The organism is Streptomyces sp. NPDC018964, assembly GCF_044390325.1.
Classification (GTDB): Bacteria; Actinomycetota; Actinomycetes; order Streptomycetales; family Streptomycetaceae; genus Streptomyces.
In genome coordinates this window covers 20068-44067 of the sequence record NZ_JBIRYZ010000013.1, presented here as the reverse complement: position 1 = coordinate 44067, position 24000 = coordinate 20068, and the positions used below count along the sequence as shown (strand labels likewise).

Annotated in this window: 20 protein-coding genes and 6 tRNA genes; 14 read left to right on the top strand and 12 right to left on the bottom strand. The window is 70.5% G+C overall.

Translation table 11 applies throughout. The features are described from left to right. Positions 1 to 75: 75 nt before the first annotated feature. The 3 genes from ACH5AO_RS22670 to ACH5AO_RS22660 all read right to left on the bottom strand — a co-directional run bounded on the left by ACH5AO_RS22670 (position 76) and on the right by ACH5AO_RS22660 (position 757). Positions 76 to 151 (bottom strand) — tRNA-Gly (locus tag ACH5AO_RS22670). Between the two features lie 80 nt (positions 152 to 231). Beyond that, positions 232 to 303: transfer RNA gene (locus tag ACH5AO_RS22665), tRNA-Gly, on the bottom strand. Between the two features lie 136 nt (positions 304 to 439). Continuing rightward, the gene (locus ACH5AO_RS22660) at positions 440 to 757 is read right to left on the bottom strand and encodes an Lsr2 family protein (protein WP_398927377.1); all 318 of its coding nucleotides are present in this window, start codon (positions 755 to 757) and stop codon (positions 440 to 442) included. Between the two features lie 353 nt (positions 758 to 1110). Between ACH5AO_RS22660 and purS the strand changes: the two genes are divergently transcribed. The 9 genes from purS (at position 1111) to purM (ending at position 10156) form a co-directional block, all read left to right on the top strand. Beyond that, positions 1111 to 1374, top strand: coding sequence for a phosphoribosylformylglycinamidine synthase subunit PurS (gene purS, locus ACH5AO_RS22655; RefSeq protein WP_006133353.1), 264 nt, complete (start codon positions 1111 to 1113; stop codon positions 1372 to 1374). After that, a complete protein-coding gene (purQ, locus tag ACH5AO_RS22650; protein ID WP_398927375.1) occupies positions 1371 to 2051 on the top strand; it encodes a phosphoribosylformylglycinamidine synthase subunit PurQ in 681 nt (226 codons plus the stop codon). Before purS ends, purQ begins: the two co-directional genes overlap by 4 nt. Then, positions 2048 to 4306 (top strand): phosphoribosylformylglycinamidine synthase subunit PurL, encoded by a 2259-nt coding sequence (gene purL, locus ACH5AO_RS22645; protein WP_398927373.1) that lies wholly within the window; start codon positions 2048 to 2050, stop codon positions 4304 to 4306. Before purQ ends, purL begins: the two co-directional genes overlap by 4 nt. A gap of 143 nt (positions 4307 to 4449) precedes the next feature. After that, positions 4450 to 4932 carry an ArsR/SmtB family transcription factor gene (locus tag ACH5AO_RS22640; protein ID WP_398927631.1) on the top strand — a complete coding sequence of 161 codons (483 nt, stop codon included), beginning with the start codon at positions 4450 to 4452 and terminating at the stop codon, positions 4930 to 4932. Between the two features lie 41 nt (positions 4933 to 4973). Next, positions 4974 to 5810 (top strand): M23 family metallopeptidase, encoded by an 837-nt coding sequence (locus tag ACH5AO_RS22635; protein WP_398927371.1) that lies wholly within the window; start codon positions 4974 to 4976, stop codon positions 5808 to 5810. 9 nt (positions 5811 to 5819) lie between these two features. Beyond that, a complete protein-coding gene (locus ACH5AO_RS22630) occupies positions 5820 to 6617 on the top strand; it encodes a sterol carrier family protein (RefSeq protein WP_398927369.1) in 798 nt (265 codons plus the stop codon). A 54-nt stretch (positions 6618 to 6671) separates the two neighbouring features. Further along, positions 6672 to 7466 carry an META domain-containing protein gene (locus ACH5AO_RS22625; RefSeq protein WP_398927367.1) on the top strand — a complete coding sequence of 265 codons (795 nt, stop codon included), beginning with the start codon at positions 6672 to 6674 and terminating at the stop codon, positions 7464 to 7466. Positions 7467 to 7528: 62 nt separating this feature from the next. After that, on the top strand, positions 7529 to 9055 hold the full coding sequence (gene purF, locus ACH5AO_RS22620; protein ID WP_398927365.1) for an amidophosphoribosyltransferase: 1527 nt from the start codon (positions 7529 to 7531) through the stop codon (positions 9053 to 9055). 33 nt (positions 9056 to 9088) lie between these two features. Next, positions 9089 to 10156 (top strand): phosphoribosylformylglycinamidine cyclo-ligase, encoded by a 1068-nt coding sequence (gene purM / locus ACH5AO_RS22615; protein WP_398927363.1) that lies wholly within the window; start codon positions 9089 to 9091, stop codon positions 10154 to 10156. Between the two features lie 117 nt (positions 10157 to 10273). Here purM and ACH5AO_RS22610 read toward each other — a convergent pair whose 3' ends face one another. Together ACH5AO_RS22610 and ACH5AO_RS22605 are read right to left on the bottom strand one after the other, a co-directional pair. Then, positions 10274 to 10522 (bottom strand): DUF3073 domain-containing protein, encoded by a 249-nt coding sequence (locus ACH5AO_RS22610; RefSeq protein ID WP_398927360.1) that lies wholly within the window; start codon positions 10520 to 10522, stop codon positions 10274 to 10276. Positions 10523 to 10841: 319 nt separating this feature from the next. Beyond that, positions 10842 to 11930, bottom strand: coding sequence for a Leu/Phe/Val dehydrogenase (locus ACH5AO_RS22605; RefSeq protein ID WP_398927358.1), 1089 nt, complete (start codon positions 11928 to 11930; stop codon positions 10842 to 10844). Positions 11931 to 12149: 219 nt separating this feature from the next. Between ACH5AO_RS22605 and ACH5AO_RS22600 the strand changes: the two genes are divergently transcribed. Both ACH5AO_RS22600 and bldC read left to right on the top strand, forming a co-directional pair. Further along, positions 12150 to 12992 (top strand): hypothetical protein, encoded by an 843-nt coding sequence (locus ACH5AO_RS22600; RefSeq protein ID WP_398927356.1) that lies wholly within the window; start codon positions 12150 to 12152, stop codon positions 12990 to 12992. Positions 12993 to 13531: 539 nt separating this feature from the next. Beyond that, the gene (gene bldC, locus ACH5AO_RS22595) at positions 13532 to 13738 is read left to right on the top strand and encodes a developmental transcriptional regulator BldC (RefSeq protein WP_003949541.1); all 207 of its coding nucleotides are present in this window, start codon (positions 13532 to 13534) and stop codon (positions 13736 to 13738) included. Positions 13739 to 14166: 428 nt separating this feature from the next. On the opposite strand, the gene ACH5AO_RS22590 is transcribed toward bldC, so the two are convergent. The 7 genes from ACH5AO_RS22590 to ACH5AO_RS22560 form a co-directional block, all read right to left on the bottom strand. Next, the gene (locus tag ACH5AO_RS22590) at positions 14167 to 14364 is read right to left on the bottom strand and encodes a DUF6274 family protein (RefSeq protein WP_398927354.1); all 198 of its coding nucleotides are present in this window, start codon (positions 14362 to 14364) and stop codon (positions 14167 to 14169) included. A 227-nt stretch (positions 14365 to 14591) separates the two neighbouring features. Next, a tRNA-Asp gene (locus ACH5AO_RS22585) sits at positions 14592 to 14666 on the bottom strand. Between the two features lie 119 nt (positions 14667 to 14785). Then, positions 14786 to 18766, bottom strand: coding sequence for an ATP-dependent RNA helicase HrpA (gene hrpA, locus ACH5AO_RS22580; RefSeq protein WP_398927352.1), 3981 nt, complete (start codon positions 18764 to 18766; stop codon positions 14786 to 14788). Positions 18767 to 18907: 141 nt separating this feature from the next. Beyond that, a tRNA-Phe gene (locus tag ACH5AO_RS22575) sits at positions 18908 to 18981 on the bottom strand. A 24-nt stretch (positions 18982 to 19005) separates the two neighbouring features. After that, a tRNA-Asp gene (locus ACH5AO_RS22570) sits at positions 19006 to 19080 on the bottom strand. Between the two features lie 37 nt (positions 19081 to 19117). Further along, positions 19118 to 19190, bottom strand: a tRNA-Glu gene (locus ACH5AO_RS22565). Positions 19191 to 19270: 80 nt separating this feature from the next. Beyond that, the gene (locus ACH5AO_RS22560; protein WP_398927350.1) at positions 19271 to 20860 is read right to left on the bottom strand and encodes a metallophosphoesterase; all 1590 of its coding nucleotides are present in this window, start codon (positions 20858 to 20860) and stop codon (positions 19271 to 19273) included. Between the two features lie 84 nt (positions 20861 to 20944). Here ACH5AO_RS22560 and ACH5AO_RS22555 point away from each other — a divergent pair, with 84 nt between their 5' ends. From ACH5AO_RS22555 to ACH5AO_RS22545, 3 genes are all read left to right on the top strand, one after another. Continuing rightward, a complete protein-coding gene (locus tag ACH5AO_RS22555) occupies positions 20945 to 21295 on the top strand; it encodes a metallopeptidase family protein (RefSeq protein ID WP_037940201.1) in 351 nt (116 codons plus the stop codon). Between the two features lie 85 nt (positions 21296 to 21380). Further along, positions 21381 to 21935, top strand: a complete 555-nt coding sequence (locus ACH5AO_RS22550) for a hypothetical protein (protein WP_398927348.1) — start codon at positions 21381 to 21383, stop codon at positions 21933 to 21935. Positions 21936 to 22184: 249 nt separating this feature from the next. Then, the coding region (locus ACH5AO_RS22545; RefSeq protein ID WP_398927346.1) for a DEAD/DEAH box helicase at positions 22185 to 24000 on the top strand (1816 nt) is incomplete at its 3' end.

The following is a 24000-nucleotide window of genomic DNA, read 5'->3' as shown; positions in this document are numbered from 1 at the left end:
CGGACCCTCACGGGCCCCGGGAAATGCGTGGGGAACGCACGACGAAGGCCCCGGTCGATGACCGGGGCCTTGATCTGGAGCGGACGACGAGGCTCGAACTCGCGACCTCAACCTTGGCAAGGTTGCGCTCTACCAACTGAGCTACGTCCGCATTGCCTCCGACCGGCTCTCACCGATCGGCGCGGGCACCAGCCTACCTGATCCACAAGGATGCTCGGTACGGCGATGCAGAGCGGGTGACAGGAATTGCACACTGCGCCTTCCCCCTGGAAGGGGGATGTTCTGCTACTGAACTACACCCGCAAGTACTCCGTGAGTCGGGCCTTTCGGCCTTGCCCCTCGGCGTGCTCCAGACTCTAGCTGATCAGTGGGGGTGTCGCGCAAGTCGGTTGCCGCGAGGGACGGGTGACCGGCCGTCGAGGCGGGTCACCCGGCCGGCTCACTGCGCCGCGGCGAACGCCTCGTAGACCTTCTTGGGGATCCGCCCGCGCGCGGGGACGTCCATCCGGTTCGCCTGTGCCCAGGCGCGCACGGCGGCCGGGTCCGGGGCGACCTCCGTCTGCCGGTACGCCTTGCCGGAGCGCGACCGCTTGCGGCCGGCGTCCACGTAGGGCTCGAGGGCCGCACGCAGTTTCCTGGCATTGGTTTCATTCAGGTCGATCTCGTACGACGTGCCGTCCAGGCCGAAGGCGATCGTTTCCGCCGCTTCCGAGCCGTCGATGTCGTCAAAGAGCGTGACCACGACCTTCTGCGCCACGAATATCGGTCCCTTCGTGCGACACCTCTCGTCCGGACGTCCGTGATGACGTGCCGGGACATCGCGGAGATGTCGGCTGTCCGCCTGTAATCGGGCAAAGTATCTGCTAATGACAATTCATTTGTACAGTGCCCGGCAATGCAATGTGAAGCCCGACTAAATCTGTCCGCGTGTCCGGTGCGCAATAGGGGTGTGCGGACAAACGGAGATCTTTCCCGGATCTTTTCCCTGATGTCTCTCCGCGATGCCGAATCGTGATGACGGTCACGTAGATTCCTCCAACTCTACTCGCGTAGAAATTTTGTGCGGGTAGTCTGAAGGGACCTGCTCAGCACCACACACCGGGAGTGCCAGTGGCACGCGTCGTAGTCGACGTCATGCTCAAGCCGGAGATCCTCGACCCCCAGGGCCAGGCGGTGCAGCGCGCACTGCCGCGACTGGGTTTCGAAGGGATCTCGGACGTCCGTCAGGGAAAGCGATTCGAACTGGAAGTTGACGGGCCGGTCGACGAGGCCGCGCTCGCCCGTATCCACGATCTTGCGGAATCCTTCCTCGCCAACACCGTGATCGAGGACTTCACCGTACGGGTCGAGGAAGTCGCGGAGGCCGCGAAGTGACCGCTCGTATCGGCGTCGTCACTTTCCCGGGCAGCCTGGACGACCGGGACACCCAGCGCGCGATCCGCGTCGCCGGTGCCGAGCCGGTCGCCCTCTGGCACAAGGACAAGGACCTCAAGCAGGTCGACGCCGTGGTGCTCTGCGGCGGTTTCAGCTACGGCGACTACCTGCGGGCCGGCGCCATCGCGCGCTTCTCGCCGGTGATGGACACCGTCATCGACCAGGCCAAGGCGGGTCTGCCGGTGCTGGGCATCTGCAACGGCTTCCAGATCCTCACCGAGGCGCACCTGCTGCCCGGCGGCATGCTGGGCAACGACCACCTGCACTTCATCTGCCGCGACCAGAAGCTGCGGGTGGAGAACGCGGACACCGCCTGGACCACCGACTACACGGCCGGCCAGGAGATCCACATCCCGCTGAAGAACATGGACGGCCGCTACGTGGCCGACCGGCGGACGCTGGACGAGCTGGAGGCCGAGGGCCGCGTCGCCTTCCGCTACCTGGACGTCAACCCCAACGGCTCGCTCAACGACATCGCCGGCATCACCAACGCGGCGGGCAACGTCGTCGGCCTGATGCCGCACCCCGAGCACGCCGTCGAGCCGCTGATCGGCACCGGCCGCACCGACGGCCTCCCGTTCTTCACCTCGATCCTCAAGAAGCTGGTCAACGCATGAGCCGGACGCCTCTGGACACGGTCGAGCACGCGGCCGCGACCCCCGACGTCGAGCTGCCCTGGGCCGAGCTGGGCCTGAAGAAGGACGAGTACGAGCGGGTGGTGGAGATCCTCGGCCGCCGCCCGACCGGCGCCGAGCTCGCCATGTACTCCGTCATGTGGTCCGAGCACTGCTCGTACAAGTCCTCCAAGGTCCACCTCCGCCAGTTCGGCGAGAAGGCCCCCGAGTCCGACGCCCTCCTCGTCGGCATCGGCGAGAACGCCGGTGTCGTCGACGTCGGCCAGGGCTACGCGGTCACCTTCAAGGTCGAGTCGCACAACCACCCCTCGTACGTCGAGCCCTACCAGGGCGCGGCCACGGGTGTGGGCGGCATCGTCCGCGACATCATCGCGATGGGCGCCCGCCCGGTCGCGGTCGTGGACCCGCTGCGCTTCGGTGCCGCCGACCACCCCGACACCAAGCGCGTCCTGCCCGGCGTCGTCGCCGGCATCGGCGGCTACGGCAACTGCCTGGGCCTGCCCAACATCGGCGGCGAGGTCGTCTTCGACGCCTGCTACCAGGGCAACCCGCTGGTCAACGCCGGTGCCATCGGCGTCATGCGGCACGAGGACATCCACCTGGCGAAGGCGTCCGGCGCCGGCAACAAGGTCATCCTGTACGGGGCCCGCACCGGCGGTGACGGCATCGGCGGCGCCTCCATCCTGGCCTCCGAGACCTTCGACGACGCCAAGCCCTCCAAACGCCCCGCCGTGCAGGTCGGCGACCCCTTCCAGGAGAAGCTCCTCATCGAGTGCACCCTGGAGGCGTTCCAGGAGAAGCTGGTCGTCGGCATCCAGGACCTCGGCGCGGCCGGCCTGTCCTGCGCCACGTCCGAGCTGGCCTCCAACGGCTCCGGCGGCATGCGCGTCACCCTCGACGACGTGCCGCTGCGCGACTCCACGCTCTCCCCCGAGGAGATCCTCATGAGCGAGTCGCAGGAAAGGATGTGCGCGGTCGTCGAGCCCGACAAGGTCGACCGCTTCCTCGAGATCTGCGACAAGTGGGACGTCATCGCCACCGTCATCGGCGAGGTGACCGACGGCGACCGCCTGGAGATCTTCTGGCACGGCGGCAAGATCGTCGACGTCGACCCGCGCACCGTCGCCCACGAGGGCCCGACGTACGAGCGCCCGTACGCGCGCCCGTCCTGGCAGGACGAGCTCCAGGCGGACGACGCGAACAAGCTGCCCCGGCCGCAGACGTCCGAGGAGCTGAAGGACCAGGTCCTGAAGCTGGTCGGCTCGCCCAACCAGGCCTCCAAGCAGTGGATCACCCAGCAGTACGACCACTTCGTGCAGGGCAACACCGTCCTCGCCCAGCCCGAGGACTCCGGCATGATCCGCATCGACGAGGCGTCCGGCCTCGGCGTCGCGATCGCCACCGACGGCAACGGCCGCTACGCCAAGCTCGACCCGTACACGGGCGCCCAGCTCGCCCTCGCGGAGGCGTACCGCAACGTCGCCACGACCGGCGCCAAGCCCCTCGCGGTCTCCGACTGCCTGAACTTCGGCTCGCCCGAGGACCCGGCCGTCATGTGGCAGTTCGCGGAGGCCGTGCGCGGTCTCGCGGACGGTTGTCAGCAGCTCGGCACTCCGGTGACCGGCGGCAACGTCTCGCTCTACAACCAGACGGGCGAGGCCGCCATCCACCCGACCCCGGTGGTCGCCGTCCTCGGCGTCATCGACGACGTGGCCCGCCGCACGCCGGTCGCCTTCCAGGAGGACGGCCAGCTGCTGTACCTGCTGGGCGACACGCGTGAGGAGTTCGGCGGCTCGGCCTGGTCCCAGGTGATCCACGACCACCTCGGCGGCCTGCCCCCTAAGGTCGACCTGGAGCGCGAGCGCCTGCTCGGCGAGATCCTGATCTCCGCCTCCCGCGACGGCATGATCGACTCCGCGCACGACCTGTCCGACGGCGGCCTGATCCAGGCCGTGGTCGAGTCGGCGCTGCTCGGGGAGAAGGGCGCGCGTCTGGTCGTCCCCGACGGGCTCGACGCCTTCACCTTCCTGTTCTCCGAGTCGGCCGGCCGCGCGATCGTCGCCGTGCCGCGCTCGGAGGAGGTCCGCTTCAACGACATGTGCGGCGCGCGCGGCCTCCCGGCCACCCGCGTCGGCGTCGTCGACGGCGACACGGTGGAGGTGCAGGGCGAGTTCGCGCTCACCCTCGCCGAACTCCGCGAGGCGCACGAGGGCACCATCCCGGCGCTGCTGGCCTGACCCCTCCGCCCTTCCCGCACGGGAACGAAGCCCCCGCCCGGTCCGCCGGGCGGGGGCTTCGGCGTACCCCGGTCACCACCGAAAAGCTCTTGCGCGAGATTACGTAGTTACGTAATCTCGAAGATGTGGAACTCGAAGAGCGCATGACCGAACTCGAACGCCGGCTGGCGGCGCTGGAAGCGGCCGGCCGCACCGCGCCCTCCTTCGGCGAGGGCGACTTCTGGGCCCTGGAGGGTCTGAAGGCCCAGCTCGCCGAGTTGCGGGCGGCCGACGGAGGGGTGCTGTTCACCGGGGCGGTCCGGATGCCGACCGGCGAGCAGTACGAGTGGCAGCACGGCGCGCTCACCGAGGGGCTGCTGGCCTACGAATGGCCGGACGCCGCCGAGGCGCTCGCCGCACTCGGTCACCCGGTACGGCTCCGGCTGCTCCGCGAGATCGTCGGCGGCCGGCGCACCGCGGCCGAGCTGGCGGAACTGGAGGAGATCGGCACGACCGGCCAGATCTACCACCACCTGCGTCAGCTCACCGGCACCGGCTGGCTGCACACCACAGGCCGAGGCCGCTACGAAGTGCCGCCCGGCCGGGTCGTACCGCTGATGGTGACGCTGTCGGCGGCGCGTCCCTGACCACGACGACCGCCACCCGGCACGGAGCACGAGGGGGAAACATGTCCGCACGCAAACTCGCCATGACCGCCTTCCGCGGTCTGCAGCTCGGCTTCATCGGGCTGGTGACCGTCCACATCACCTTCGGCTGGGGCTACGCCTGGTGGTGGGACCTCCTGCCCCTGGTCCTGGCGTACGTCCTGGTCATCACGGTGAACAGATGGGGCGGCGCACCGGACGCGCCTCGCCCGGGCCGCGAGCCGGTCGAGGTCGACCCGCCCGTCACCGGACGCTGGTCCGCGCTGAACAGCCCGGCCGACCGCACCCCGAGCCACGGCGTCCACGCGTACGGGCAGACGTACGCCATCGACCTCGTCGCCGAGCCCGAGCCGGGTGCCCGCCCCGGGTTCTCCCTCATATGGCCGCTCGCCCGCCGCGGCCCCGGCTTCCCGGCGTACGGCGCCCCGCTGCACGCGGTAGCCGACGCCAGGGTCGTGCGTGCCGACGACCGGCAGCGCGACCACCGCAGCCGCACCTCGCTGCCCGCGCTGCTCTACCTGATGCTGATCGAGGGCTCGGTGCGCGAGATGTCCGGAGTCCGTCGGATCCTCGGCAACCACGTCGTGCTGGACCTCGGCGACGGCACCTACGCGGCCTACGCCCATCTGCGGCGCGGCTCGCTCACCGTCCGCGAGGGGGACCGGGTGCGCGCCGGGCAGACACTCGCCCAGGTGGGCAACTCCGGCAACTCCACCGAGCCGCACCTGCACTTCCAGCTGATGGACGGCCCCGACCCGGACACCGCGCGCGGCATCCCGTTCACCTGGCGCGACATGGGCGTCCCCCGCAACGGCGAGGTGTTCGACATACCCGGTCCGGCGCCGGCCGCCCCCGCATAAGCTGCCGTCATGCCCCCGGCCAAGAAGCGCGCCCGTTCCTACGACCCCGCCAAGACCCGCGCCGCCGTGCTGGCGCAGTTCGGGCACGTACGGGCGGCCGTGCGCACCCTCACCCCCGAGCAGCTCGCGCTGCCGACCCGGCTCGGCGACTGGACCGTGCGGGAGCTGGTCGCGCACGTGACCATGGCGGTGGAGACGGTCAGCCGCAACCTCGACCGCGAGGCACCGCCGATGGCCGAGCTGACCCTCCTCGACTGGCCCTCCGCCACCGCCGCCCGGGCGAGCGACATCGCCGACGACACGCGCGCGCTGGCCGACGCGCACACCGACCTCGACGCCCTCTGCGCCCGCACCGAGCAGCGCTTCACCGAGCGCCTCGCCGACGCACCGGACACCCGTCTCCTCGCCACCCGGACCGGCGCCATCACCCTCGCCGAGTACGTCGTCACCCGCACCGTCGAACTCGTCGTCCACACCGACGACCTGAACGCCGCCGTCCCCGGCCTCGACGTCCCGTACGACCGTCAGGCCCTCGCCGCCTGCACCCGGCTGCTGGCCGACGCGCTCGCCGCGAAGGCTCCCGGCGGCTCCACGGAGCTGCGGATCCCGCCGTACGCGGTCGTGCAGTGCGTGGAGGGGCCGAGGCACACCCGGGGCACCCCGCCGAACGTGGTGGAGACCGACCCGCTGACCTGGGCGAGGCTGGCCTCCGGCCGGACGGCCTGGCAGGACGCGGTGGCCGGCGCGAAGGTGAGCGCGAGCGGGGAACGGGCGGACCTCGGACCGTATCTGCCGTTGCTGGGATGAGAGGCACCTGAGGCGGAAGGGGAACCGTTCGCCCCCCGCCTTCGTCGGATCGGCATGGACGACAGGCAGAAGCACAAGCAGCGCATGACGATCCTGGCCGCCGCCGTGCTCCTCCCGTTCCTGGCGGCCTGCGGCAGCGAGAAGGCCGGAGCGGGCGGCGGTTCCGCCGAGGCGGCGCAGTCCCTCGCCGGGACCAGCTGGAACGTCGACAGTTTCACCGCCGACGGCACCACCCACCGCGCTTCCGACGGCGCGCACCTCACCTTCGACGACAGCGGCCGGGCGGAGGGCAGCTACGGGTGCAACCTGTTCAGGAGCCCGGTCTCCTTCGACGGCGACCGGATCAGGATCGGAGACGGCGACCGCGTGGAGAGCACCCTGATCGCCTGCTCCGAGGAGCTCATGGAACTCGAGACCGCCTTCGTCCGCAGCCTCGAGGAAGACGCCCTGAAGGCCGACGTGAACGACGACCGCCTCACCCTCACCACCGACACCGGTGACACCGTCCGCCTCAGCAGGGCGAAGGACACCCCGCTGTACGGCACCGAGTGGACCGTCGTCACCCCCGCCACCGACGGCCGCGCCCACCTCACCTTCGACGAGGAGGAGGGCACCGTCGCCGGCCGCCTCGGCTGCAACCACGTGAACGCCGAGGCCACCGTCCGCGACGGCCATATCACCCTCGGAAAGCCGTATCTGACCCGAATGATGTGCGAAGACTCACTCATGGACGTCGAGAAGGCGCTGACGAAGCTGTTCACCGGCACCGCAGACTACCGGATCGAGGGCCGAACCCTCACGCTGACCAGCGAAAACGGCACCCGTGTCCGGGCCGTCGCCCAGCCCTGATCCACGGCCGGGGGCACATCCCGCATTCGGACCAGTGGTCGATCTCGCCTACACTCGGTGGCGTGCCACGTGGTGACGGACGACTCAACCACGACCTGCTCCCCGGCGAGAAGGGCCCCCAGGACGCTTGTGGCGTCTTCGGTGTCTGGGCTCCGGGCGAAGAGGTCGCCAAGCTCACGTACTTCGGGCTCTACGCCCTCCAGCATCGGGGCCAGGAATCCGCGGGAATCGCGGTCAGCAACGGCTCCCAGATCCTCGTCTTCAAGGACATGGGCCTGGTCTCCCAGGTCTTCGACGAGACCTCTCTCGGTTCGCTCCAGGGTCATATCGCGGTCGGACACGCCCGCTACTCGACCACCGGTGCCTCCGTGTGGGAGAACGCCCAGCCGACGTTCCGCGCCACCGCGCACGGATCCATCGCGCTCGGCCACAACGGCAACCTGGTCAACACGGCGCAGCTCGCCGAGATGGTCGCCGAACTCCCCAAGGAGAACGGCCGCGCCCCCAAGGTGGCGGCCACCAACGACACCGACCTGATCACCGCCCTGCTGGCCGGCCAGCGCGCCGCCGACGGCGAGCCGGTGACCGTGGAGCAGGCCGCGCACGTGGTCCTGCCCAAGGTCAGGGGCGCCTTCAGCCTCGTCTTCATGGACGAGAACACCCTCTACGCGGCCCGCGACCCGCAGGGCATCCGCCCGCTGGTCCTCGGCCGCCTGGAGCGCGGCTGGGTCGTCGCCTCCGAATCCGCCGCCCTCGACATCTGCGGCGCGAGCTTCGTGCGCGAGATCGAGCCGGGCGAGTTCGTCGCCATCGACCAGAACGGGCTGCGCACCTCCCGGTTCGCGGAAGCGAAGCCCAAGGGCTGCGTCTTCGAGTACGTGTACCTGGCCCGCCCGGACACCGACATCGCCGGCCGGAACGTGTACCTCTCGCGCGTCGAGATGGGCCGCAAGCTGGCCAAGGAGGCCCCGGCCGAGGCCGACCTGGTCATAGCGACCCCGGAGTCCGGCACTCCGGCCGCCATCGGCTACGCGGAGGCGTCCGGCATCCCCTTCGGCGCCGGCCTGGTCAAGAACGCGTACGTCGGACGTACGTTCATCCAGCCCTCGCAGACCATCCGGCAGCTCGGCATCCGCCTGAAGCTGAACCCGCTCAAGGAAGTCATCAAGGGCAAGCGCCTGGTCGTCGTCGACGACTCGATCGTGCGCGGCAACACCCAGCGGGCCCTGGTCCGGATGCTCCGCGAGGCGGGCGCCGCCGAGGTCCACATCCGGATCTCCTCGCCGCCCGTGAAGTGGCCCTGCTTCTTCGGCATCGACTTCGCCACCCGCGCCGAGCTCATCGCCAACGGCATGACCGTCGACGAGATCGGCACCTCGCTGGGCGCCGACTCCCTGGCGTACATCTCCCTCGACGGCATGATCGAGGCGACCACCATCGCCAAGCCGAACCTGTGCCGCGCCTGCTTCGACGGCGAGTACCCGATGGAGCTGCCCGACCCCGAGCTCCTCGGCAAGCAGCTCCTGGAGACCGAGCTGGCCGCCGGCACCGCCGCCCCGGCCGCGGTCGACGCGATCCGCCGCCCGTAAGCCCTGACGGACGACACGAAAGCTCTCACAGTCATGTCCCAGAACACTGGTGCCAGCTACGCAGCGGCGGGCGTCGACATCGAGGCGGGCGACCGCGCCGTCGAGCTCATGAAGGAGTGGGTGAGGAAGACGCGCCGCCCCGAGGTCCTCGGCGGCCTCGGCGGCTTCGCCGGCCTCTTCGACGCCTCCGCCCTGAAGAACTACGAGCGGCCCCTGCTCGCCTCCGCCACGGACGGCGTCGGCACCAAGGTCGACATCGCGCGGCAGCTGGGCGTGTACGACACCATCGGCCACGACCTGGTCGCCATGGTCATGGACGACATCGTGGTGTGCGGCGCCGAGCCGCTCTTCATGACCGACTACATCTGTGTCGGCAAGGTCCACCCCGAGCGCGTCGCCGCCGTCGTGAAGGGCATCGCGGAAGGCTGTGTGCTGGCCGGATGCGCCCTGGTCGGCGGCGAGACGGCCGAACACCCCGGTCTGCTGGGTCCGGACGACTTCGACGTCGCCGGGGCCGGTACGGGCGTCGTGGAGGCCGACCGGCTGCTCGGCGCGGACCGCATCCGCACGGGTGACGCGGTGATCGCCATGGCGTCCTCCGGGCTCCACTCCAACGGCTACTCCCTCGTCCGCCACGTGCTGCTGGAGCGGGCCGGGCTGGCCCTGGACGGCCGGATCGACGAGCTGGGCCGCACCCTCGGCGAGGAACTCCTGGAGCCCACCAAGATCTACTCGCTGGACTGCCTGGCCCTGATCCGCACCACCGAGGTGCACGCCTTCAGCCACGTCACCGGCGGCGGACTCGCGGCCAACCTGGCCCGCGTCATCCCCGACGGACTGCACGCGACCGTGGACCGCTCCACCTGGACCCCCGCACCGGTGTTCGACCTGGTGGGCCGGACCGGTTCGGTCGAGCGGCTGGAGCTGGAGAAGACGCTGAACATGGGCGTCGGCATGATCGCGATCGTGCCGCAGGAGTCCGTCGACGTGGCGCTGGCGACGCTGGCCGACCGCGGGGTGGACGCCTGGGTGGCCGGTGAGATCACCGACCGCGGCGAGCACGCCACGGGCGCGGCCCTCGTCGGTGACTACGCGAAGTGAGCGACGGTGTGCTGTCCGAGCGGTGAACGCACGGACGGCACACCAAACCGTGAGGGCTGCCGAGGCAGCACTGAACCCGGTCGGTGACCGGGGTCACCGACCGGGTTCAGTGCAAGGTCAAGCGCCGCGACGTTGGTGTGAGGACGGGTTGTCCTCGTCCTCGTCGTCGTCCTCATAGAGGTCGGCGTACCGTGCGTACAGGTCGTCGTCTTGCTCATCGTCCTCGAAACGGCCACCGTTCGGTGGCTGGTTCGACGGCGATGCGCCCAGCTCCTCGGCCAGGCGTGAGAGGTCAGTCCCACCGCTGTTGTACTTCAGCTGGCGGGCGACCTTCGTCTGCTTGGCCTTGGCCCGGCCGCGCCCCATGGCTCGACCCCCTCAACGACGGGGCTCGACGGCCCCAGAGTCTTGACACGCGTTCATGGTCCAGAACGGACTCTCACCGGAGAGTCCGGTCCGTAGGGCTTCCACGGTACCTGAGCCCGCGCCCATACGGTACGTCGCCCGCATGACGTGCCCGCGCCCAGGACCTTCGAGGTACCCCGTCCTCGCAGGTCAATCGCGATTTTAACCACTTATCGAAGGTCGACCCGCCGGGAGAAGTGAGAGTTCTCTCCAAGTGCCCTCCGGCGGGTACCGCTCACATGTACGAATAACGTCCCGGGTCGGACCGCCCGCGTACGCGTCATCGCGCCGGGCGCGCCTCCGCCATCCGCTGCTCGGCGATCCGGTCGGCCGCGGCGGCCGGCGGAATCCCGTCCTCCTTCGCACGTGCGAATATGGCGAGCGTGGTGTCGAAGATCTTCGACGCCTTCGCCTTGCACCGGTCGAAGTCGAAGCCGTGCAGCTCGTCGGCGACCTGGATGACACCGCCGGCGTTCACCACGTAGTCCGGCGCGTAGAGGATCCCGCGGTCGGCGAGGTCCTTCTCCACGCCCGGGTGGGCGAGCTGGTTGTTGGCGGCGCCGCAGACGACCTTGGCGGTGAGCACCGGCACGCTGTCGTCGTTCAGCGCCCCGCCGAGCGCGCACGGGGCGTAGACGTCCAGGCCCTCGGTGCGGATCAGCGCCTCGGTGTCGGCGACGGCCGTCACGCCCTGGGGGTGCAGGTCGAGGACGCGCCGCACGGCGTCCTCGCGCACGTCGGTGATCACGACCTCGGCGCCCTCGGCGCGCAGGTGCTCCACCAGGTGGTGGCCGACCTTGCCGACGCCCGCGACGCCGACCTTGCGGTCGCGCAGCGAGGGGTCGCCCCACAGGTGCTGGGCGGCGGCCCGCATGCCCTGGTAGACGCCGTAGGAGGTGAGCACGGAGGAGTCGCCCGCGCCGCCGTTCTCGGGGGAGCGGCCGGTGGTCCAGCGGCACTCGCGGGCCACGACGTCCATGTCGGCGACGTAGGTGCCGACGTCACAGGCGGTGACGTACCGGCCGCCGAGCGAGGCCACGAACCGGCCGTAGGCCAGCAGCAGCTCCTCGGACTTGATCCGCTCCGGGTCGCCGATGATCACGGCCTTGCCGCCGCCGTGGTCGAGCCCGGCCATGGCGTTCTTGTACGACATTCCACGGGCGAGGTTCAGCGCGTCGGCGACGGCCTCCTCCTCGGAGGCGTACGGGTAGAAGCGCGTACCGCCGAGGGCCGGGCCCAGCGCGGTGGAGTGGATGGCGATGACGGCCTTGAGGCCGGTGGCGCGGTCCTGGCAGAGCACGACTTGCTCATGGCCCCCCTGGTCCGAGCGGAACAGGGTGTGCAGGACGCCGTCAGATACGTCGGTCACTGTGGTGACTCCTGAGTAAGTAGCGGCGGGTGGGGTCGGCCCCCGTAGAGGTGGCGGGAACCGTGGCACGAGATTAGATCCTCGTGCGCCCACCGGCGGCACCGTGTCCCGGATCACCTCCGTCCGGAGTACCGCCGTGCGCCGGTTTGCGCGGTTTCCCACCCGTCCGGGCGGGAGCCGGGCAGGTTTTCGCGACGGTCCTCGGGGGAGGGAGCAGGCGTGCCCAAGGTGTCTTCGGTGATCGTCCCCTACGCGACCTATCTGCGCGTGTACGAACCGCTGGCAGCCTTCCCGGAACCGGAACGCGACCACTGGGCCCGTTACGCCCGCCGCCCCGACCGCCCGTCCTACCAGGACGAACTCCGCCGGGCCCTGGCCGACCTCGCGCCCACCCCGCCGGTGCCGGTGCCGGTGCACGAGAGCGACGACGCGTTCGTGCTCGAGGCCGACGGCGTGGTCCGCGTCTGTCCCTGGCGCACCCGGTTGCGCGGCTGGCAGGCCCTGGGCGAGCTCGCCGAGGACTTCCCGCTGCCGGTCCTGGACGCCCTGCTGCCCCCGGTCGTACGCCACCAGGCGACCCGGGACTACGAGCGCTGGCTGGCCGACAACCCCGACGCCCGGCCGTGGATCCGCACCGCGACCTGGCAGGTTCCGATCAACTGGTTCGTGCTGTTCGCGGACGACGAGCGCGAGTACGGCAGGGGCTCCGCCGGCGAGGCGCCCGTCCTGCGCTACCGGACCCCGATGGTCCAGGCCCGTCGGCGGGTGGCGCGGGGGCTGCGGGCGCTGCGGGACGCGATGGACGAGAGCCTGCTGATCGACGGCCTCGTGGACGTCGGGCGCTGGCTGGAGGAGTTCCATCCGCGCTCGCTGGTCGAACTCGACTACGGCGGACTGGTGCACGCCCTGCCGGCCGGCACGCTCGAGGGCGACCACTCGGCGGCGGACGTGGCCGAGGGGATCGCCGCGCTGCGCCGGGGCGACGAGGAGGGCGCGGGGGAGGCCTACGGGCGTCTCGTGGAGCGCTGGCGTTCGGTTCGCGACCTGCGCTCGGCGAACTGACGTTTGACCAAACGCCGTTCTTGGGGTTTCGTCTTCGCTCTGGGGTGCCTGATGTCCCGTCAGCGTGGTCCCGGGAACGGACGTAGGAGTCGATCCGGGCGTATGTCCCAAGCGCGCCAAGCGTGACGGACCGCACTTACGTGGCCCTTGCGCCTCTTGCCCGCCCTCATGCCAAAATAGGACAAGGAGTCCGGCGAGGACTCCTCCGTCCTGAAGTGCTCGACTATGGGCGGAATCTCGGCGATGCACGCTTTAGGGGGTCTGGTGACTCCTGATCGCTGCTGTGACTGATCGTCACAGCGGCGTGACTGTCCGCTATGGCACGGTCCATCGGCTTCCGCGGCTGATGAACACCTGGGAGGGCAATTCCATCGGTTTGGCCGACGTGGCTGGACAGATGGTGTAGTTGTAGTGCCGAGGACAAGCCGTTCGTCCTATAACCGACTCGACTCGCGTCCGCCATTTCGGGCAACGCGGGTCAAGGTGCAGAATTTAGAGGAAAGAACCGAGAAGGTTCGGTTCTCCCGAGGAGGCCGCTCATGACCGCTCGCACCCCTGATGCCGAGCCGCTGCTGACCCCGGCTGAGGTCGCCACCATGTTCCGCGTCGACCCGAAGACGGTCACGCGCTGGGCGAAGGCAGGCAAGCTCACGTCGATCCGCACGCTCGGCGGGCACCGCCGCTACCGCGAAGCCGAGGTTCGCGCACTGCTCGCGGGCATTCCGCAGCAGCGCAGCGAGGCCTGAACAACCGCATGAACCGGGCACAACCGGCTGGTCCCCCACCGGCCGAGGCGCCCGGGAACCCTGGCTCCAAGCGACGCGGGGACTGCCCCAACAGGCCCCTCGCCCAAGCTGATCAGAGCTTTCCAGGCAACTGAACAAGGGTGCGTCGTCGATCGCGCTGGACTCCGCCGAGTCCAGCGCGGTCTTTTTTGTGCGCTCAGGGGGGCGGGGCCGGCGCGGGCCGGGAACGCCCTGTGCGTGGGCTTGTCGGCCTCTGGGAGCGGTCGGGGGGTCACCTGTGCGCCGGCCGACGGGTACCTCTCCGAGTAGTGCAATTGCACATATTAAATTGACCCTTTGTAGGAGAGGGGTAAGTACCGCACTTCCCAAAACTCATGCGGTGACACCCGTCACATACCAGTCGGCTTGTTGAGCCCCTGGCATATGCGCTAAAGAGAACGGGCGTTGGGACCGGGTTGTTCCCCGGCGGGCCGGGAGGCGTCCGAGGGCCGGGGCGCGGACTCCATCACCAGCCGCAGGAGGCGGTGGCAGACCGGACAGTGACGGGTGAGGTGCCGGTACGACGACGCGGCCGACAGATGCGCCCGGAGCAGCGCCCGGGTCTCGTGCCCCGCTGATGCCGCCATACGCCCCCTCCAGGTGGGCACACGGAGCGGTGCCCTGCTTCCTGGAGTACCGAGGGACGGCGGACCCGTCAAGACGGCAGGGGGCCGCACGGCGCCCCGCACGCGCAGGGGCCCGGGTGTGAAGACCCGGGCCCCTGCGCGCGCGAGACACCCCGCGGCTTACCCACGGTGGCGACCTCATGCGGAAGGCCCGCGTCCCTCACGGGATGCGGGCCTTCCGACAACTGCGGTCCTGACGGGATTTGAACCCGCGGCCTCCACCTTGACAGGGTGGCGAGCACTCCAAACTGCTCCACAGGACCAGGTTTCGCGGCGCTCAGGCGACGGGGTCTCCCGGGGGATTCCGCCTTCGTTGCGCTGCGAGAAGGACTGTACAGGAGGGGGAGCCCCCTGGTCGAACTCACCCTGTGTACGGGCCCCGTCACGGCACCGCCGCGTCGATCGCCTTCACGATCCGCTTGTCCGACACGGGGTACGCCGTACCGAGCGCGTGGGCGAAGTAGCTGACCCGCAGCTCCTCGATCATCCAGCGGATGTCCAGCACCTCCTGCGGCACCGGCCGTCCCTGCGGCAGCTGCTCCAGCAGCCACGCGTACTCGTCCCGCATCTCATGGACCTTCTCCATGCGCGTGGTGTCCCGCTGCGCGTTCGCCGGCATCTGCTGCAGGCGCCGGTCCACGGCCACCAGATAGCGCATCAGGTCCGGCAGCCGCCGCAGCCCGGCCCCGGTCACGAAACCGGGCCGCACGAGCCCGTCCAGCTGCCCCCGCACGTCCTGGAGGTTCGGCAGCAGCGCGGGGCTCCGTACGCCCTTCAGGCGGCGCTCACAGGCCTGCCACGCCGCCAGCACCTGCTGCACCTGGCCCACCGCGCGGACGGTCGTGTCGACGATCTCCGCGCGGACCTTGTCGTACAGCTTCCGGTAGGACTCCTCGTCCCACACCGGCCCGCCGAAGTCGGCGATCAGCTTGTCCGCCGCGGCCGTCGCGCAGTCGTCGAACAGCGCCTGCACCGAACCGTGCGGATTCGCCGACAGCGCCAGCTTCTGCGCGTTGGTCAGCTTCTCGGACGCGAACTTCGCGGGATTCACCGGGATCCCCAGCAGGATCAGCCGGCGCGTGCCCTTCCACATCGCCTCCGCCTGCTCGGCCTCCGTGTCGAACAGCCGGACCGACACCGTGTCGCCGTCGTCGACCAGCGCCGGGTACGCCTTCACCGGCTGACCGGCCCGACGGGTCTCGAACACGCGGGTGAGCGAGCCGATCGTCCAGTCCGTCAGCCCCTTGCGCTCCAGGGACTCGCCGCCCTGGCGCTGCGCCGTGGCGGCGGCCGCCTGGGACAGCGCCTTGCGGGCCTTCGGCCGTAGCTGGAGCTTGAGGGCCTCCAGGTCCTTGTCCTCGGCGATCTTGCGGCGCCGCTCGTCGACGATCCGGAACGTCACCTTCAAGTGGTCCGGAACGCGGGACCAGTCGAAGTCCTCCGCCTCGAAGGGCACTCCGACCATCCGCTTCAGCTCACGGGCCATCGTCACGGTCAGCGGCTCCTGCAGGGGCACCGCACGCTCCAGGAACGCCTTCGCGTAGTTCGGCGCCGGCACGTAGTTCCGCCGGATCGGCTTGGGGAGCGAACGGATCAGCTCCGTGACGACCTCCTCGCGCAGCCCCGGGATCTGCCAGTCGAACCCCTCGTCCGTCACCTGGTTCAGCACCTGGAGCGGAACGTGGACCGTCACACCGTCGGCGTCCGCACCCGGCTCGAACTGGTACGTCACCCGGAACTTCAGCGGGCCCTGCCGCCACGAGTCGGGGTAGTCCGCCTTGGTGACCGCCTCCGCCGACTCACGGATCAGCATCTCCCGCTCGAAGTCGAGGAAGTCCGGCTGCTCGCGCCGCTTGTGCTTCCACCACGAGTCGAAGTGCGCCCCCGACACCACGTGTTCGGGGATCCGCTGGTCGTAGAAGTCGAACAGCGTCTCGTCGTCGACCATGATGTCCCGGCGCCGCGCCCGGTGTTCCAGCTCCTCGACCTCGGTCAGCAGCTTCCGGTTGTCGGCGTAGAACTTGTGGTGCGTCCGCCAGTCGCCCTCGACCAGCGCGTTGCGGATGAACAGCTCCCGGGAGACCTCCGGGTCGATCCGGCCGTAGTTCACCTTGCGCTGCGCCACGATCGGCACGCCGTACAGCGTGACCTTCTCGTACGCCATCACGGCCGCCTGGTCCTTCTCCCAGTGCGGCTCGCTGTACGTGCGCTTGAGCAGGTGCTCGGCGAGCGGCTCCACCCACTCCGGCTCGATCTTCGCGTTGACCCGCGCCCACAGCCGCGACGTCTCCACCAGCTCGGCCGACATCACGAACCGCGGCGGCTTCTTGAACAGCGCCGAGCCCGGGAAGATCGCGAACTTGGCGTTCCGCGCGCCCAGGTACTCGTTGCGCCCGCCGTCCTTGCGGCCGGCGCCGGGACCGGAGTCCTTGGACTCCTTCACGTCCTTCATGCCGATGTGCGACAGCAGACCGGCCAGCAGGGAGACGTGGACGCGGTCGCCGGGGGCGTCCTCCTCGTTGAGGTGGATGCCCATCTGCTTGGCGACCGTGCGCAGCTGCGTGTAGATGTCCTGCCACTCGCGGATCCGCAGGAAGTTCAGGTACTCCTGCTTGCACATCCGGCGGAACGACGACGAGCCGCGCTCCTTCTGCTGCTCGCGGACGTACCGCCACAGGTTGAGGTAGGCGAGGAAGTCGCTGGACTCGTCCCGGAACCGGGCGTGCTGCTGGTCGGCCTGCGTCTGCTTGTCGGCCGGCCGCTCCCGCGGGTCCTGGATCGACAGGGCGGCCGCGATGACCATCACCTCGCGGACACAGCCGTTCTTGTCCGCCTCCAGCACCATGCGCGCCAGCCGCGGGTCCACCGGAAGCTGCGCCAGCTTCCGCCCGGTCTGCGTCAGCCGCTTGCGCGGGTCCTTCTGCGCCGCGTCGAGCGCGCCCAGCTCCTGGAGGAGCTGCACGCCGTCGCGGATGTTGCGGTGGTCCGGCGGGTCGATGAAGGGGAACTTCTCGATCTCGCCCAGGCCGGCCGCCGTCATCTGCAGGATGACCGAGGCGAGGTTGGTGCGCAGGATCTCCGCGTCCGTGAACTCCGGACGGGCCAGGAAGTCGTCCTCGCTGTACAGCCGGATGCAGATGCCGTCCGACGTACGGCCGCAGCGGCCCTTGCGCTGGTTGGCGCTGGCCTGCGACACCGGCTCGATCGGCAGCCGCTGCACCTTGGTGCGGTGGCTGTAGCGGGAGATGCGCGCGAAGCCCGGGTCGATGACGTACTTGATGCCCGGCACGGTCAGGGACGTCTCGGCCACGTTCGTCGCCAGCACGATCCGGCGGCCGCCGTGCTGCTGGAACACCCGGTGCTGCTCGGCGTGCGACAGCCGCGCGTACAGCGGCAGCACCTCGGTCGACCGGTACCGCTTCTTCGTCAGCGCGTCCGCCGTGTCCCGGATCTCCCGCTCACCGGAGAGGAACACCAGGATGTCGCCGGGCCCCTCGGCCATCAGCTCCTCGACGGCGTCCGTGATCGCGGTGATCTGATCGCGGTCGGCGTCCTCGGAGTCCTCCTCAAGGAGTGGCCGGTACCGCACCTCCACCGGATACGTGCGCCCGCTGACCTCGATGATCGGCGCGTCCCCGAAGTGCCGGGAGAACCGCTCCGGGTCGATGGTCGCGGACGTGATGACGACCTTGAGGTCCGGGCGCTTCGGCAGCAGCTGGGCGAGGTAGCCGAGCAGGAAGTCGATGTTGAGCGACCGCTCGTGCGCCTCGTCGATGATGATCGTGTCGTAGGCGCGCAGCTCGCGGTCGGTCTGGATCTCCGCGAGCAGGATGCCGTCCGTCATCAGCTTGATGAAGGTGGCGTCCGGGTTCACCTGGTCGGTGAAGCGGACCTTCCAGCCGACGGCCTCGCCCAGCGGCGTGTCCAGCTCCTCCGCCACCCGCTCCGCGACCGTACGCGCGGCGATCCGGCGGGGCTGCGTGTGCCCGATCATGCCCCGGACGCCCCGGCCCAGCTCCAGGCAGATCTTCGGGATCTGCGTGGTCTTGCCGGACCCGGTCTCACCCGCGACGATCACCACCTGGTGATCACGGATCGCCTCGGCGATCGCGTCCTTCTTCTGGCTGACGGGAAGCTGCTCGGGATACGTGACCGCGGGCACCCGGGCGCGCCGCCCCGCCATCCGTTCCTCGGACGCGGCGACCTCCGCCTCGATCTCGGTGAGCACGGCGGCGCGGGCCTCCGGCTTGCGGATCTTGCGTGCGCCCTCGAGCCTGCGCCCGAGCCGGTGCGTGTCGCGCAGCGACAGCTCGGTGAGGCGGGAGGCGAGGGAACCGAGAGCGGGGGCAGAGTGCGTAGACATACGGACTCCAGGGTCTCATCCCGCGAAAATTCGCGGCCAATGATTTTGCCGGGGTGCAGGTGCGTGACACAGGGGAGCCCGGGTGGGGCACGTGTGTGGGGCACACAACAAGGCCCCGATCGAGGATCGGGGCCTTTGTTGTGGCTGGGGCCGGGGTCGAACCGGCGACCTATCGCTTTTCAGGCGATCGCTCGTACCAACTGAGCTACCCAGCCGCGGTGTTTCACGTGAAACACCAGCGGTCCTGACGGGATTTGAACCCGCGGCCTCCACCTTGACAGGGTGGCGAGCACTCCAAACTGCTCCACAGGACCAAGCGTGTCGTACGACAGTGTCGCACAGGGTGGTGCGTGCCCCCAACGGGATTCGAACCCGTGCTACCGCCTTGAAAGGGCGGCGTCCTAGGCCGCTAGACGATGAGGGCTATCGGCCCGCCTGGGCGCTTCGCAGCGCGTCGGGGACGTGAGAAGCATATGGGATGGCGGGGGGGTTCGCCAAAACGGTTTACGGCGCGGTCGTCGAGGGGGTGGCCGAGGGGGTCCCGGAGGAGGGGGACGGGGAGGTGCCCGCACCCGGCTGGTTCTCCTCCGGGAGGTGGCGGCTGACCTCCGCCGTGGTCAGACCGAGGCCGCCCAGTTCGATGGAGTCCCAGGCCTGGAGGCGGCGGGTGTCGCGGTCGAAGTAGAGGATCGACGTCTCGATCGGGTCCGGGTACTTCCCCTCGACGGCGCGCAGGCCGCTGCCGCCGGTGGAGCCCTCGACGCGCAGCCGGGTGCCGTACCGCATGACCTCCGTCTCCTCGTGGTGGATGTGACCGGCCAGCACCAGCGGCACGGTGCCGTCGACCTCGCGCGCCGCCGACGGTTCGTGGACGACCGCCACGTCCACCGGGGTGCCGGCGGCCCGCTGGTCGCGCAGGGCGGAGGCGAGCCGGGCGCCCGCCAGCTCCTGGGACTGCTCGGCCCCGGTCCTCTGCGAGCGGTCGGGGGTGAACTGCGGGTCCCCGATCCCGGCGAAGCGCAGCCCGGCGATGGTCTTCGCCCTGCCGTCGTCGAGGACGTGGACGTTCTCCATGCCGTCGAGGTGGCGCTGGGTGACGAGCGAGTCGTGGTTGCCGCGGACCCAGACGTAAGGGGCGCCCAGGTCCTCGATGGGGTCGAGGAAGCCGTTCTCGGCGGCGGTGCCGTGGTCCATCGTGTCGCCCGAGTCGACGATCACGTCCACCCGGTACTGCTCCACCAGCGAGGCGATGATCTTCCAGCTGGCCGGGTTGAGGTGGATGTCGGAGACGTGCAGCACGCGCAGGGTGGTCGGGTCGGGCTGGTAGGCGGGGAGGGTGGAGGTGGCGTCGTAGAGCTTGGTCACGTTGGTGACCAGGCGCGCCAGCTCCTTCTGGTAGACGTCGAACTCCGTGACGATGCTGCGCGCGTCGCCGACCAGGGACGGGGCGGAGGAGAGCAGGCCGGAGAACTTCGGCTCCAGCACGGAGTCGGGGTTCCAGGTGGCGTACGCCGTGCCGCCGGACGCGGCCAGCAGGCCGAGGGCGAGGCCGCCGGCGGCGAGGGCGCGGCGGGGGCGGCGGTAGACGGCGAGACCGAGGGCGGTGGCGCCGGTGACCACGGCGACGCAGGAGCGTACGGCGAGGTCGGCGGTGCCGTGGACGATGTCCTCGGCCACCTCGTCCTGGAGGCCGGAGAGGCGCTCCGGGTGGTCGACGAGGGCCTGGGAGCGCTCGGGGTCGAGCTGGTCGACGTTGACGTCCAGGCGGACGGGGGCGGTGTGGCTGTCGAGCTGGAGGGCGCCCAGCGGGGAAAGGTTGATCTTCGTGCCGCCGGTGACGGAGGGGCGCAGGGTCATGGTGGTGTTCATGGGACCCACGGGGACCCGGACGTCGCCGACGACCAGCAGGCCGAGCCAGGCGCCGAGGACGACCACGGCGACGAGGCCGGCCGCGCGCCTCCAGGGCCGCGGCCGCGGGGCGAGGGCGGGCGCCGCGGCGGCGGGCCGGCCGGAGCGCCGGCGGCGGGTGAGGGCCCGCGGGGCCCGTGGAAGGCGGTGGAGGGCGTTCAGGACGGCGGAGGGGACGCGGGCCATTGGTCCCGTATGCCCAAGTCGGTGGCCGGATATGCGGGTGCCGCACGCAACTCGTACGGACGGCTCGTGCCCGACAATGGCTTCGTGCTGGAGATGACGCGCGAGATGTTCGAGGAGCTGGTCTCCGAGGCGCTGGACCGGATCCCGCCGGAGCTGACGCGGCTGATGGACAACGTCGCGGTGTTCGTCGAGGACGAGCCGCCGGCGGACGATCCGGAGCTGCTCGGGCTGTACGAGGGGACTCCGCTGACGGAACGGGGCGAGTGGTACGCGGGGGTGCTGCCGGACCGGATCACCATCTACCGGGGGCCGACGCTGCGGATGTGCGAGTCCCGCGAGGACGTCGTCGCGGAGACGGAGATCACGGTGGTGCACGAGATCGCGCACCACTTCGGCATCGACGACGCCAGGCTGCACGCGCTCGGTTACGGATAGGCCGTACACACGGCCGTGCGCGTGTCTTCTTGAGGGTGGTGGGAGTTGGGGTGGTTGACCCTGTACCCCAATCGGAGGTGGCCCCGTGCGCCGCTTGTACGTACCCGTCCGCCTGGCCGCCACGGTCGTCGCCGTCGCCGCCGCCGCCGGATGCATGAGCGTGGGTGAGGACGGTGCGGACGGGACCCCCGGGCCGTCGCGCTCCGCGGGGAGGCCGGGCGGTGAGGCCCCGGACGGGGGCGCCGCGGTGTCGGGCGCCGGCGCCGGCTACGGCGGCCCGTCGGCCGACGGACCGCGCGGCGACGGCAAGGGCGAGGACGAGGGGCGCAAGGGCAAGGGGAAGGGCAAGAAGCGCGGGGCGGGGAAGGCGGCGTCCGCCGAGGCCTCGCCGTCCACGGGGGCGAGCCGGTCCGCTCCGGCCGACGACGGGCCGGGCGGGCCCGCGGGACCGACCCCGGACGACCGCCCCGTCCCCCCGGAGCCCTCGCGGACGGCGGATCCGCAGCCCTCGCCGACGCCGCCCGAGCCGTCGGCCAGCCCGGAGCCGACGCAGGCGGAGCCGTCCTCGTCGGCGCACCAGCCGCCCGAGACGCAGCTGGAGCAGCGGGAGCCGGCCCCGGAGGCGGGGGAGCCGGTCTGAGCCCTTCCCCGGCGCTTCCCCGCCCGTCGGACCCCGCTCCCACCTGCCGATTTGCTTTCGGGGGTACCGGGTGCGTATGGTGGCAGATCGTTTGATCCTATTTGCCCGGCGCCACTGCAGAGCGCGCCGTGTGGCGCGTACTCTCTCCCTTGCCGTGGTGGACCGCATCGAGGCGGTCGTAATTGCGAACTGCGAATCACGGAGTTGACGGGCGCGTGCCGAAGAGACTCCGGAAGGTTTCGCATTCGTATGCCCATCGCCAGTACTGATCACGTCGTCGTGCCCGAGAACACCGAGGACACCGACATCACCCCCGCCCCCGAGGCGACCCCCGAGATCACCTTCGCCGACCTCGGCCTGCCCGAGGGCGTCGTGCGCAAGCTCGCGCAGAACGGCGTGACCACCCCCTTCCCGATCCAGGCCGCGACCGTTCCGGACGCCCTGGCCGGCAGGGACATCCTCGGCCGGGGCCGCACCGGCTCCGGCAAGACCCTCTCCTTCGGTCTGCCGACCCTGGCCACGCTGGCCGGCGGCCGCACCGAGAAGCACAAGCCGCGCGCCGTCATCCTGACGCCGACGCGCGAGCTGGCCATGCAGGTCGCCGACGCGCTCCAGCCGTACGGGGACGTCCTCGGCCTGAAGATGAAGGTCGTCTGCGGCGGCACGTCCATGGGCAACCAGATCTACGCCCTGGAACGCGGCGTCGACGTCCTGGTCGCCACCCCGGGCCGCCTGCGGGACATCATCAACCGCGGCGCCTGCTCGCTGGAGAACGTACAGATCACCGTCCTCGACGAGGCCGACCAGATGTCCGACCTGGGCTTCCTGCCCGAGGTCACCGAGCTGCTCGACCAGGTCCCGGCCGGCGGCCAGCGGATGCTGTTCTCCGCCACCATGGAGAACGAGATCAAGACCCTCGTCGACCGGTACCTCGACAACCCGGCGACGCACGAGGTCGACGCGGCGCAGGGCGCGGTGACGACCATGTCGCACCACATCCTCGTTGTGAAGCCCAAGGACAAGGCACCGGTCACCGCGGCCATCGCCTCCCGCAAGGGCCGCACCATCATCTTCGTCCGCACCCAGCTGGGCGCCGACCGCGTCGCCGAGCAGCTGCGCGACGCCGGGGTGAAGGCGGACGCGCTGCACGGCGGCATGACCCAGGGCGCGCGCACCCGCACCCTGGCCGACTTCAAGGACGGCTACGTCAACGTCCTGGTCGCCACCGACGTCGCCGCGCGCGGCATCCACGTCGACGGCATCGACCTGGTCCTCAACGTGGACCCGGCCGGCGACCACAAGGACTACCTGCACCGCGCGGGCCGCACGGCGCGCGCCGGCCGCACCGGCACCGTCGTCTCCCTGTCCCTGCCGCACCAGCGGCGCCAGATCTTCCGGCTGATGGAGGACGCGGGCGTCGACGCCACGCGCCACATCATCCAGGGCGGCGCGGCCTTCGAGCCGGAGGTCGCCGAGATCACCGGCGCCCGGTCGATGACCGAGGTGCAGGCCGAGTCGGCCGGCAACGCGGCGCAGCAGGCCGAGCGTGAGGTCGCCCAGCTCACCAAGGAGCTGGAGCGGGCCCAGCGCCGCGCCTCCGAGCTGCGCGAGGAGGCCGACCGGCTGCTGGCCCGGGTCGCGCGGGAGCGGGGCGAGGACGTCGAGACGGTGGTCGCCGAGGCGGCCGAGGCGGCCGAGGCCGAGGTCACGCTGCCGGAGCAGCCGACCGCGCGGGACGTCGAGCGGACCGAGCGCGTGGAGCGTACGGAGGCATCGGCGCCGTACGAGCGGCGTGAGCGCCGGGACGACCGCGGCGGGCGCTCCTTCGACCGTCGTGACGACCGTGGTGGGCGTTCCTTCGAGCGCCGTGACGACCGCGGTGGCTTCAACCGTGACCGCGGTGACCGTCGTGACGACCGTGGCGGCTTCCGCCGTGACGACCGCGGTGACCGTGGCGGCTTCCGCCGCGACGACCGTCGTGACGACCGTGGTGGGCGTTCCTTCGAGCGCCGTGACGACCGCGGTGGCTTCAACCGTGACCGCGGTGACCGTCGTGACGACCGTG

Excerpts from the sequence above, each read along its gene's own strand:
- ACH5AO_RS22625 (WP_398927367.1), top strand. The coding sequence starts at position 6,672 with ATGGACGACAGGCAGAAGCACAAGCAGCGCATGACGATCCTGGCCGCC.
- ACH5AO_RS22635 (WP_398927371.1), top strand. The coding sequence starts at position 4,974 with ATGTCCGCACGCAAACTCGCCATGACCGCCTTCCGCGGTCTGCAGCTC.
- ACH5AO_RS22610 (WP_398927360.1), bottom strand. The coding sequence starts at position 10,522 with ATGGGGCGCGGCCGGGCCAAGGCCAAGCAGACGAAGGTCGCCCGCCAG.
- ACH5AO_RS22590 (WP_398927354.1), bottom strand. The coding sequence starts at position 14,364 with ATGGCGGCATCAGCGGGGCACGAGACCCGGGCGCTGCTCCGGGCGCAT.
- bldC (WP_003949541.1), top strand. The coding sequence starts at position 13,532 with ATGACCGCTCGCACCCCTGATGCCGAGCCGCTGCTGACCCCGGCTGAG.
- hrpA (WP_398927352.1), bottom strand. The coding sequence starts at position 18,766 with ATGTCTACGCACTCTGCCCCCGCTCTCGGTTCCCTCGCCTCCCGCCTC.
- ACH5AO_RS22630 (WP_398927369.1), top strand. The coding sequence starts at position 5,820 with ATGCCCCCGGCCAAGAAGCGCGCCCGTTCCTACGACCCCGCCAAGACC.
- purM (WP_398927363.1), top strand. The coding sequence starts at position 9,089 with ATGTCCCAGAACACTGGTGCCAGCTACGCAGCGGCGGGCGTCGACATC.
- purL (WP_398927373.1), top strand. The coding sequence starts at position 2,048 with ATGAGCCGGACGCCTCTGGACACGGTCGAGCACGCGGCCGCGACCCCC.
- ACH5AO_RS22560 (WP_398927350.1), bottom strand. The coding sequence starts at position 20,860 with ATGGCCCGCGTCCCCTCCGCCGTCCTGAACGCCCTCCACCGCCTTCCA.
- ACH5AO_RS22640 (WP_398927631.1), top strand. The coding sequence starts at position 4,450 with ATGACCGAACTCGAACGCCGGCTGGCGGCGCTGGAAGCGGCCGGCCGC.